This window comes from Mesorhizobium loti, assembly GCA_014189435.1.
In the GTDB taxonomy this organism is placed as follows: Bacteria; Pseudomonadota; Alphaproteobacteria; order Rhizobiales; family Rhizobiaceae; genus Mesorhizobium; species Mesorhizobium loti_G.
Map to the genome: position 1 here is coordinate 536,588 of CP050295.1, position 11,068 is coordinate 547,655.

The following is an 11,068-nucleotide window of genomic DNA, read 5'->3' on the forward strand; positions in this document are numbered from 1 at the left end:
ATCGTTCAGCGCGTCGTCAGCGACGCGCTGAACGATTGGACTCCCAGCAGGGGCGGAAGCCATCGGCACTTGCGAATGCTTATCTTTGAACTTCTTCGGTAGCCGAGATGCTGCAAAGAGATCACGGACCAGATGACCTAGGTCATTGACAATATACCCGCTGAATGCCGGCCAGTTTACGCCAGCACTGGCAGGTCCATTGCGATACCGATCAAGTCGAGATCTTGCTACGCCCAACCAACAGGTTGCTTATCGGCAGTAGGGTGAGAAGGAGCTGTAATGACCTTAGTTCGCTTGTCAGAGCATCTCTGGAAATTGGTGGACACCTGCAATGTTTACGTTCTGAAGAGCGGCGGCGATTGTTTGCTGATTGACGCAGGATCGGGCTCAATATTGCGGCATCTCCATACCATCGGAATTGAACGGATCGATTGGGTTCTACATACCCATCACCACAGGGATCAATGCTGGGGAACACCGAGCCTTCAAAGAGCGGGAGCGAAAATTGCCGTTCCGGAATATGAGCGCCACCTATTTGACAATGCCGAAGCCTATTGGCAGGCTAGACGTATATACGATAACTATAATGATAGCAGCACGTTCTTCTCGATTGGCCGCAATATACAAATCGACGCCGTTCTTGAGGACTATGGTAACTTCGTCTGGAAAGAGTTTGAATTTGTCGTACTGCCGGCAAAGGGCCACACATATGGAATGGTCAGTCTAGTCGCAGTTATCGACGGCATGAAGATCGCGTTCACGGGCGATCTGATAGCGAAAGGCGGAAAACTTTACCAGCTCCACGCTATGGAGTATGGTTATGGTGACCTTTTAGGCGTCGAATTTACTATGCAGTCAATTCTAGCTCTTAAGAAGGAGTATGTGCAAAAAGCCTATCCTTCGCATGGGGAGCCGATCACCGAAGTGGTCGCCGATATTGAGGCGCTTGAGAGACGACTCGACGCCCTTGCTGGCATAGGTAGATTGTTCACTTCGGGTCGAGACCACAATTTCAATGATACGCACCTCATACGCGAGAGCAGGCTGGAGGCCATATCCGAGCATCTCCTGTGGGCCGGTCCGTATACCTGTTCTAACTTTTATGTTGTTTTGAGCGGTGACGGCCACGCAATGTTCATTGATTATGGGTTGGTATCGCCTGGGCATCTCCATTGTAGCGCTGATTCGGATGGAATGCAGGCGTTGCGTTTTGTTGAACATCATATCGACCAGCTGCGTCAGGACTACGGGGTCCAGGACATCGAACTCGTGGTGCCGACGCACGCCCACGACGACCATGTGTGTGGTATTCCGTTTCTCCAGCGCCATTTTGGCACGAAGTGCTGGGCTCTAGATTGTGTTGCTGACATCATCGCCGCCCCTACTGCGTGGGCAAGTGCGCCTTGCTGTTTTCACAAACCTATCGCAGTGGACCGAATTCTGCGTGACGGTGAGGCATTTCAGTGGAGGGGGTTCGAGTTTCAGGTTTACTTTGCTCCAGGTCAAGCCGAATTCCACGCGGTGATTGTGGGTCATATAGACGGCAAGCGAGTTTTGTTTGGTGGAGACAATTTGTTCCTTTTCAATCCTGCGGCGGGCGGTATTGAGCGGAATATTCTCGTTCAGAGTACCGTCATGCGCAACAGCTTCCAGTTGGACATGCATAGCCGTTGCGCGCATGTCATAGAGTCCATCAATCCTGATCTCGTGTGCCCGGGGCACGGACAGTTGATTGCCGTGGATCAGGCAAGGATCGACGAGTACACAGGCTACATCAGGCGTAAGGAAGCAGCCTTCCGCGATATAGTAGATGAACCAGCAGACCATTTTATCGATCTATTCTGGGCGCGAATGCTTCCGTATTTTTCGGAGGTTCGGCCAGGCAGCAAGGTAAACTATACCGTCAGGATTCGCAACAACTTGGAACGCACTGCTATATATGGCGCGCGCCTACTACTGGAATTTGGTTGGGCCTCGGATGGAGAAGCTAAAACCGTCATGCTTCAACCGGGCGAGCGAGGTGAGATAATGCTCGGGGCCACTGCCCCGTCTCAGGTCGATCCGCGGCGAAGGCTTATCAGCGCTGAAGTTCTGATCGACGGTGTATCGCAAGGACCGATCTGCGAAGCCCTCGTGTCAACCTTATTGGACGCGGATTGCTAACCAGACTCCGACGGGCGCGGCGATGAGACTTTGGCGTGGAAAGTTGGTCAGAAGGCGGTCATGGCTGGTTCCAACCGACGAAATTATTGAGACGGCAGAACATGCGCTAGATTACGATTTAGTCGCGGCAGAGGAAGGTTGAGAAGAAGGTCTCAAGATGCGATTTGCGTCTGTCGGATATGTTGGCAAGCCTTCCCGTTCACTGATCGGGTGGCCCATGGCGTTGCTCGCGTTGCCCTTGTTAGCGTTGCCGAGACGGTTTCTGCTATCTGTTCAACATGCCTTAACCCAAGACGGTCTCGACAACATTCGCTAATCGTCGGCGAGCAGAGCGACCGCGCGACCCTGCGCCTAAACCGCAGGAGCAAATCTCCCCAGAGCAGAGCCATTGTGGCCATGCGTATGGACACGCCAACTGGTTGCGGCGCCAGCGGCAAACGTGACCGCTTTCTCGCTGCATAAGACCGCTTATCGGTCCTGCTTCGGATTAGACACTTCCTAGCGGATCGTGCTGGATAACCGCAGCCAGCCCTCTCGGGATTTCAGTTAATGTTGGGTTGACGATATTGCATTAGCTGGTCAAAGCGAGGATAGAGCGTACGCATACGACGAAGGCCGCATGATTGGCACACGCGCGCGTGCGCGGCAGGCTCTATGATGGCGTTGCGTGAAGGTCAGGCGGTCTGCTGATCGACCGGTTTGTCGGCATCGCGCAGGCGCTTCCATTCCCAGGGCAGTAGTTCGTGCAGACGCGAGGCGGGAAGATCGGCAATGCGGGCCAGGACGTCGGCGAGCCAGGCTTTCGGGTCGACGTCGTTGAGGCGTGCCGTCGTGATGAGGGTAAGCATAACGGCGGCGCGGTCGGCGCCGCGCTGGGAACCGGCGAAGGTCCAGTTTCGCCTTCCCAGAGCCATCGCAGGGTCATTCTGCCCATGTCGGGCAGATGATAGAGTTTCATTATCGCTGGCATCCATATTACGGCGGTCGTTTTCGGCATGAAGGTCGCGAGGACCGGGCCAATGGCGCGATCATTCGGGTCGAGATTAGGCCGGGTGAGATCATCCAGGTGGCGGAGTGGATGCTGGATCGGGCGTTTTGCGCCGACATGGAGACGGGCGAACCGCGCGTTGCGGTGATTGGGCTTGTAGAGCTTCATAGACTGCTTACCGAGCGCGGTTTCAGGCAGACTTCGACGGATGGACTCACGGCCATCCAGGAGGCGCGCCATGAAGGCACTACCACGACCCTCGTCGCTACCGATGCTGACCCAGCAGCTGAGCATGCCGCTCGATACGCCGCAGATGCGAGGCCTGAGCGACCCGGAACGAAGCGTTGTTGTCGCCAGGCTGGCGACCCTCCTGATGGCCGCGGCCGGCGTCGCGACGAAGGAGACGAGCGATGACGGGCAATGATCTCCTTCCAGCGACGGTGCTGAAGCGCAAAGCTGTGGTCTACGTTCGACAGTCGACCCCCGGTCAGGTCCAGAACAACCTGGAAAGCCAGCGGCGACAATATGAACTTTGTGGATGTTGCGCGCCGCTGGGGTTTCCGTGATGTCGATGTGATCGACGATGACCTTGGTCGTACCGCCAGCGGTGCTGTAGACCGCCCTGGTTTCGAACGACTGGTCAGCGGCCTGTGCACGGGCAAAATTGGCGCAGTGCTCTGTCTCGACGCATCGCGCCTTTCTCGCAATGGTCGGGATTGGCACCATCTCCTGGAACTGTGCGGCCTGGTTGAAGCGCGCGTCATAGATCTCGACGGGGTGTACGATCCCTGTCGGCCGAACGATCGATTGTTGTTGGGCATGAAGGGCAGTATCAGCGAGTTCGAGCTCGGCATTTTGCGAACGCGCATGCTTGACGCGGCTCGCGCCAAAGCGCGGCGGGGGGAACTGCGCCTCAGTGTTCCGATCGGCTATATCTGGCATCGTGAATACGGTCTGGGGCTTGATCCTGATCTTCGGGTACAGCAGGCGATCCGCCTCATCTTTTCGCGCTTCCGCGAGCTTGGCAGCGCCCGTCAGGTGCTGATTTCGCTGACGGCTGATAATTTCCATTTTCCCCGTCCTTCTGACGGGCGCAAAACGGTGTCCTTCGACTGGGTGCCGGTTCGCTATCGAAGTGTTATTTCGATCCTGAAGAACCCATTCTACGCCGGGGTCTACGTCTATGGTAAAAGCGAGAAGCGAACGGAGATTGTCGATGGCAGGGCTCGCAAAAGCTACGGCCACGACAAGCCCTTTGGAACGTGGGAAGTGCTGCTCCAGGATCATCATGAAGGCTATATCGATTGGAGTGAGTTTGAGAGGAACCAGAGCCATATCGCCGTCAATGCCTTTGGACAGAAAGGCGGCATCAAGTCGGGTCGTGGCGGCCGGGCGCTGCTCGCGGGCCTGCTCACGTGCGGCCGATGTGGAAGGCGGTTGGGCGTTGTCTATTCGGGCCGGCCTCCGGGTCATCCCTATTACCGCTGCGAACGTATCAACCAGATGCTGGCCAAGCCACGATGCATGACTTTTGGCGCATCTCGCATCGACCCTGCCATCGGCAAAGAGATATTGAGGGCCGTGACGCCAATGGCGATCGAGGCCGCAATGGAAGCTGACCGTGCGCAGCAGCGTCTGGCGGTCCATGCCGCCGATCCGTGCAGCATCTTCCCGGCTCATCCCGTCCATGGCCGCAGCAACCGACAACAAGCGCCTGCTCTGGTTGACGTCATTCGCCACCTTCGCCAGTCGCCGAAGCGCCGCAGCCGAATAGTCCGTACCGCTGATCCCATCGCCCGAATCCTCCTCGCGACAAGGAATCACGGATCAATCGCTGCGGATAACCTGCCCCGGTTACCTCCCCTCCTACATCATCAAAGGAGGTAAAGAGGGCCGGGCGCGCCTTGCCGTCATTTCGCGCGTGCTGGCGCCTTCAACGCAATCGCTGCTCGATCGCTTCGAGCCGCTTTCGGATTTCACCGTGATCGACGCCGGCTGCGCGGGCGGAGATGTAAGCTTCGAGTTGGCGCAGCGGGTCGGGGCTAATGGCCGCGTCGTCGGCATTAACTTCGACGAAAGCAAGCTTGTGCTGGCGCGCGAAGAAGCCGCCGCGCGCGGCATCGGCAATATAGAGTTTCATAACGCGAACATACTCCATCCCTGGCCGGCGGACGGAGCCGCGCTGGTTCATGTCCGCTTCTTGCTCACGCATCTCGCCGATCCTGAACGACTCCTCGAACGGGCATGGGAGGCGCTCCTGCCAGGCGGCGCGATCGTTACTGAGGACATCGACCACGGCAGTCAGTTCTGCGATCCACCCTGCCCGGCTTTCGACCGCTACGCCGAGCTCTACGTCGAAGCGGCCCGTCGGCGCGGCGCCGATCCTTTCATCGGGCGCAGGCTTGTCCGCCTCCTTGAAGGCGTCGGGTTCGCGGATGTCGACTCAGCACTGACGCAGCCATACGGCCGACAAGGGGACGTCAAGCAGGTTCCGATGCTTACTTTCTCGGCAATCGCTAACGCACTGACGTTATCGGGTATCGCCACCAGCGACGAGGTCGGTCGTGTCACATCCGAGCTCGACGCCTTTGCTGCGCGGCTTGATACCACAATGTCTTGCCCGCGCATCCTTCCAGGCTTGGGGCCGAAAGCCTGTGGGCGCTCAGTTCCGACCGGCCAAGAGCGCGGCGATAATCTGAGGGACCATAGCTGACAGATTTTCCGCAATGAGCCCCAGCCCGAGCTGCGAGCTGCCTCCGCATGCACGGGACGGCCGCGCGACCGCCTCAGAATGCCGGCATCCTCTGGGCCAGAGAGCCGGCTAAACGGCCTCGAACGAACTTTGAGCGCATCGGCACGGCAGGACGGCGCAACCGCAATCTGTCGAGCGTCAGCCGTTGCGAAAGGTGTAACCGTACCCGTTGATCGCCGGCGCGCCGCCGAGATGCGCGTAGAGGACCCTCGACCCCTCTGGAAAGAAGCCTTTCTGGACGAGGTCGATCATCCCTTGCATCGATTTGCCCTCGTAGACGGGATCGGTAATCATACCCTCGAGACGCGCACACAGGCGGATCGCCTCCTTCGTTCCCTCGGACGGAATCCCATAACTCGGGTGCGCGTACTCCTCGAGCAACACCACGTCATCCTCGACGAGTTCCGTTTCGAGCTCGACGAGCATCGCTGTATGTTGGGCAATGCTTAGCACCTGCGCCTTGGTCTTAGCGGGGATGGCAGAGGCATCGATACCGATCACGTTGCGCTGTCGACCGTCCTCGGCGAACCCGACGAGCATCCCGGCATGCGTTGAACCGGTGACAGTGCAAACGACAATGTAGTCGAAGGCAAACCCAAGCTGTTTCTCCTGGGCGCGCACCTCCTCCGCGAACCCCACATAGCCGAGGCCTCCTTTCGGGTGAACAGACGCCCCGGCTGGTATCGCGTAGGGTCTGCCGCCCCTCGCCTTGACCTCATAGAGCGCTTTTTCCCAACTGCGGCGGATACCGATGTCAAAGCCATCGTCGACCAGGCGCACCTCTGCTCCCATGATGCGGCTCAAGAGAATGTTGCCGACCCGGTCGTAGACGGCATCCTCATGTGGTACCCAGCTCTCCTGAACCAGGAGACATTTCATGCCGATCTTGGCGGCGACCGCGGCGACCATGCGCGTGTGGTTGGACTGCACGCCCCCGATGGTGACGAGCGTATCGGCATCTGACGCGATCGCGTCGGGAATGACGTATTCGAGCTTGCGCAGCTTGTTTCCCGCCGAAAGCGAGACCGGAATTGCAGTCCTCGCGCTTGGCGTAGATTTCAACCTTTCCTCCCAGATGCTTGCCGAGGCGGTCGAGCTTCTCGATGGGTGTGGGTCCAAATGTGAGCGGATAGCGTTCGAACTTTTCCAGCATATTCTCTCCAGCAACACGTGACTGAGCTGAACCAGCTCCGCCCTCGCACATGGGCTTTTGATTTGGAGCCAGCTGCGTCGTCGGACGTTGCAGAAGGCTCCCATTTTTCTTTCCAGCGCCGCGTTCGTCATCGAGACAAAGCCACCCGCATGCCGGCGTGCTGCGGCGGCTCCTGTGCTTACGGAACCCAAACAGCTGCATCTCCCGCCGTTCGACGGCCCAGGATGCGGTCACCTCAGCTCATTTCAAGCACCTATTCTTGGACGGTCAGCTCGATGTCCCTGGTTGATCCAAAGTGGCGTGAATCTGAGTTCTGATCTTCCACTGCGCCTCAACGGAGCGGCGACATGCTGCCCATCGGAACGAGTTGAGGCGCATCTGAAGAGTCATTCCTCACCTCATCATGGTCTGCCGGCTGGGATCGAACTTCCTTGCAACTACTGAAATGCTCAGTCCTTTGGCCAGCTCTGCTAGCGCAGCCAGACCGCCAGACCAGAAAGAGCACGCTTGCGAAATAGCCCACCTGAAGGAGCAGTGAACAGGCCAGCGTCGTGACAACTGCTAGACGGATGGAATGCGAGGCGAAGTAGACAGTCACAGCATTGCCGCACAGGACCAGCACAAACACGGCACAAAAGATTCTAAAGGGCAACGCCGTTCTCCTGGTTTTCGTCTCGTCAAATCATTGCTGCTCATTCAGCGAGCTCGTCGGCCGCAACATGGGTTTGGCAGTTCTTCGGGCAGACGCGGCCGCAGGCTCCGCAGCCAATGCAGCGGCCGGCATGATCGACAACCATGATCATGCGATTGAGCTCGCCGTCGAAATCCTCGTCTTCGCCGTCGCAGACGCCGAGGATTTCACCCGCGTCATCGACGCCGTAAAGGTGCATGACCTCGCGCGAGCAGACCTTGAAACAGCGCCCGCAGCCGATACAAGTCCTGCCATCTATAGCGGTCAGATATTCCGGCAGCCATATGGAGCCGTCGCGGGTGGTGAATGTGCTCCTCATCGTAAATTCTTCATTGCAGCGAGCTCTCTCTTGGCATCATCCAACTCGGCAAAAACGGCGTACGCTTTCTCAGCAACCTCCTCTATCTCAGTCCATTGGACCGGAAGATCCTCTGCAAGGTCGCGCAATTTCATCTTGGCAACTGCCGCGCGCAGCTGAAGCTTTCGGACTTTCTTGCCCATCTCATCCAGGTTTGACATAAATCCTTCCTCGAAATCGGTTTCATAACGCCCACGCCACGTCGGGATAGACAATAGGTGCAGTCGCATCGTCGACCAGTTTCGTACCGGCCTCCGCGAGTTTCCCGGAACGTCTCGAAGCCGAACCGGTGGACGTCTTGACAGAAGGACCAACCGCCCGACCGTGAAAAGCATGCGCTCGAAGCCCCCATCGGTTTCATCTCCATCATTGGCGATGTCATCAGGCCGGAGCGCTCCTCGATGGCAAGCCCCACGGCGGTGTAAAACGCGTCGAGCCTCCACAGCACGTCGGGATCAGGATCGCCCATGACAGGGATCGCACGGCGCTGTTCCGTGGTGACGATGAAGTCGGCCAGCAGCGTGGCGTCCGATTTGCCTTCCCATGAGCCGTCGAAGTCCTGAGCACGGATCAGCCGCACGAGGCATTTGACAAACGGGGTGGCAAGGGCCGCCTGCTCCTCGTTGATAGCAGGGCCAACCGCGGCATCAGACATTTCGCCTTCTCCTCAATTTCAGTCCTCGTAAGGACGATTTCTGTGTTCGGGGACGCCGACTTCGGGCACACTTGCGCAGCCGACGTCCGGCTTGGCCGGGCCGATTCCACGCAAGTGATGTCCCTGTGGCCGACCTTGAACACGTCCTCGACTGTGACGTCTTCCACGACTGGCCAGAATTCGCGTCGAACATCGCGTCCGCAGCAATTCGGCCGGAGGTCATTATAACATTTGAACCTCCAATCTGCGGCAAGCGATGCGCCCTGTGCTGCAATGGACATACTTACTGCGGGCTCGCCGCAGACAATGGGCGAATTGGCCAGGGTTCAATTCCAATTGTCATCCCTTTGCGATCTTTGCTCATGAGGCGACTGCGGTTTGATTTTCAGGCGCCTTGTTTTGCGGAACCACGCAAAGATCCGCGTAACAGGCGTGCTCACCCGTGTAGTTGGCCAGGGCTTGGAGCAATGGGGTAAGGTAGTGCTGTTTGATGTGGTCCGGCATTGGCTCCGGATCACCCAGCGATTTCAGTGCAACCTCGATCAACTCGATCGCGCGATCCTTGTCGCCGCTCTCGTAATAATACTGAGCGAGCGGGACGTACCAAAGGAATTTAAGGGGGCCATCGCCTTGTGGAGGATTGAGTGTCAGGATCTGTTCCGAGAGCTTGTCGCCCATCGCAAAGCGCTCAGCACGCGGGAGATGGGAGTTGTCCATCTCGGGATCGAAGAGTTGGTTCAGGGCCATAACCATCCAAGACACGGCCTCGAACTTTTTGTCGATCGCGTCTTCGACCAACTGGCGCATGAGTGGCAAGCCGGCCCGCATGTCGCGCAGCTTGTGAAGCAGTAGATTCGCATGAGTGCGCCGGAACTCGATATTGTCTGGCATCAAGGCGCGGCCTTCTTCGACAGCCGAGAGCGCCGCCGTCCAATCCTTGGCCTCCATCGCCGGCCGAAGTTTGGCGTATATCGGCTTGGTCAGCGATTGTTCGCGCGCTGTGCGTTGGTGACTGGCAATCCGCTCCCTATCAGCGGCTTTCGCTTCATCGCTGGGGCGCCAGCTGCCGTTAAGCACTTCCGGCAAAACCTCATCGAGTTGCATCGGATGACCGATAAAGGCGATGTGGCCGTCTCGATCGACCACGAACGAGGCCGGAATCCCGACAGAAAAGCTGGGTTCCATCCAAAGCTTGTTCATTTCGCCTGTGTAGTCGAACGCGATCCGATAGTTCAGATTCGAGCACTTTTCGGTCAACCACGCGTCCAACTTGGTTCGGGCCTCGACGGCCGTTGGAGCGTCTTCATCCGCCGCGACCCCGACGACCTCAAGTCCGCTGTCCTTGTATTTCTCCTGCAGCTGCACCAGATGGGGCATCGCCGCCACGCATGGTCCGCACCAGGTTGCCCAAAATTCGACGATGTACACTTTGCCGGGCTGGAAGTTCGTGAGGGGCTCGCCACGCAGCCAGTCCTCCACTTTGATCGAAGGAGCCGGGGACTCCATCTGCAATTCCATGTTGCTCTCCAAAGCTACTGCCAAAGGTTGCGCGCTTTATGCGCGAGCTTGTTTCCCCCTTAGAGACGGGGCAGAAGGTTCAAGGAAGGAGCATCGCTCGTCTTGCTCGTCTGCATGCAGTCAGCCTTCACTCAGTTGCCGCATCTCAACTTGCAAAGGCCGTGCCAGCGCGCTCAGCGACGCAATAAGCCCATGATTGCGCTTAGAAAAAACTCCAAGTGGCCAAGATGGCCGGTTGTATTGAACCGGACATGTTTTCTGCCGCTGTCAGGTTTTGGACACGCATCATGCGCTTCGCGCCGCCAGAAAAAGCGTGGCCGCGGACGACGCAACATATATTCGGATTGAGGGACGAGCAGATGGACATCATGACTGCGCGGGCTACCGCCATGCTCTTATCATCGTCCGCTTCACGCCACCTGGCCTGAGCTTCTTGCCGTTCGGGTCCTCAGGCGGTAGCGGATCCCGCCCTTTGCGATTGCAAGGGGCCGCTCCATCCGAGCCTGTGCCCTGCCCTCTTCCGCCCTGCGATGGAATTCCTAGCTGGCGGCATAGGAGTCCTTCACGACGAAGCCGGTCCAGCTGCGGCTCGCGAATACCGCCATGGTCAGATTGACGATGATGATCGTGGTGAAAAAGGCCAGGATGAGTGCCGGCATGTACCGGCCGGTGAACGCTCCGGGATTTTCTGCTCTCGTGTCGTTATCTTCCGTGTCCCCTGTGCACAGGCGCTACAGGGACCGCCTGATGCGAATATAAGCGTTGTCGGAATTGACCAGCCCGAAAACCG

Annotated in this window: 8 protein-coding genes and 4 pseudogenes; 4 read left to right on the forward strand and 8 right to left on the reverse strand. The window is 58.0% G+C overall.

Features of this window, described 5'->3' with window-relative positions; translation table 11 throughout:
- The first annotated feature begins 279 nt into the window (after positions 1-279).
- Positions 280-2,163, forward strand: a complete 1,884-nt coding sequence (locus tag HB777_39580; GenBank protein ID QND69660.1) for an MBL fold metallo-hydrolase — start codon at positions 280-282, stop codon at positions 2,161-2,163.
- A gap of 674 nt (positions 2,164-2,837) precedes the next feature.
- On the opposite strand, the pseudogene HB777_39585 reads toward HB777_39580, so the two are convergent.
- Positions 2,838-3,080: pseudogene (locus HB777_39585) on the reverse strand (transposase domain-containing protein).
- Positions 3,081-3,389: 309 nt separating this feature from the next.
- On the opposite strand from HB777_39585, the gene HB777_39590 reads away from it, so the two are divergent.
- The 3 genes and pseudogenes from HB777_39590 to HB777_39600 all read left to right on the forward strand — a co-directional run bounded on the left by HB777_39590 (position 3,390) and on the right by HB777_39600 (position 5,864).
- Positions 3,390-3,575 (forward strand): hypothetical protein, encoded by a 186-nt coding sequence (locus tag HB777_39590; protein ID QND69333.1) that lies wholly within the window; start codon positions 3,390-3,392, stop codon positions 3,573-3,575.
- Positions 3,562-4,774 (forward strand): annotated as a pseudogene (locus HB777_39595) (recombinase family protein). The gene HB777_39590 and the pseudogene HB777_39595 overlap by 14 nt, the downstream one beginning before the upstream one ends.
- A gap of 298 nt (positions 4,775-5,072) precedes the next feature.
- Entirely contained in the window at positions 5,073-5,864 is a 792-nt protein-coding gene (locus HB777_39600) for a class I SAM-dependent methyltransferase (protein ID QND69661.1), read from the forward strand.
- Positions 5,865-6,041: 177 nt separating this feature from the next.
- On the opposite strand, the pseudogene HB777_39605 reads toward HB777_39600, so the two are convergent.
- The 7 genes and pseudogenes from HB777_39605 to HB777_39635 form a co-directional block, all read right to left on the reverse strand.
- Positions 6,042-7,056, reverse strand: a pseudogene (locus HB777_39605) (1-aminocyclopropane-1-carboxylate deaminase).
- A 331-nt stretch (positions 7,057-7,387) separates the two neighbouring features.
- Positions 7,388-7,708 (reverse strand): exopolysaccharide repressor protein, encoded by a 321-nt coding sequence (locus HB777_39610; GenBank protein ID QND69662.1) that lies wholly within the window; start codon positions 7,706-7,708, stop codon positions 7,388-7,390.
- A 40-nt stretch (positions 7,709-7,748) separates the two neighbouring features.
- The gene (gene fdxB, locus HB777_39615) at positions 7,749-8,066 is read right to left on the reverse strand and encodes a ferredoxin III, nif-specific (protein QND69663.1); all 318 of its coding nucleotides are present in this window, start codon (positions 8,064-8,066) and stop codon (positions 7,749-7,751) included.
- Positions 8,063-8,266, reverse strand: a complete 204-nt coding sequence (locus HB777_39620) for a hypothetical protein (GenBank protein QND69664.1) — start codon at positions 8,264-8,266, stop codon at positions 8,063-8,065. The genes fdxB and HB777_39620 overlap by 4 nt, the downstream gene beginning before the upstream one ends.
- A gap of 22 nt (positions 8,267-8,288) precedes the next feature.
- Positions 8,289-8,760 (reverse strand): annotated as a pseudogene (locus HB777_39625) (NifX-associated nitrogen fixation protein).
- A gap of 360 nt (positions 8,761-9,120) precedes the next feature.
- Complete coding sequence (locus tag HB777_39630) at positions 9,121-10,278, reverse strand: TlpA family protein disulfide reductase (protein ID QND69665.1); 1,158 nt, start codon at positions 10,276-10,278, stop codon at positions 9,121-9,123.
- A gap of 539 nt (positions 10,279-10,817) precedes the next feature.
- Complete coding sequence (locus HB777_39635) at positions 10,818-10,937, reverse strand: hypothetical protein (GenBank protein QND69666.1); 120 nt, start codon at positions 10,935-10,937, stop codon at positions 10,818-10,820.
- Positions 10,938-11,068 lie beyond the last annotated feature (131 nt).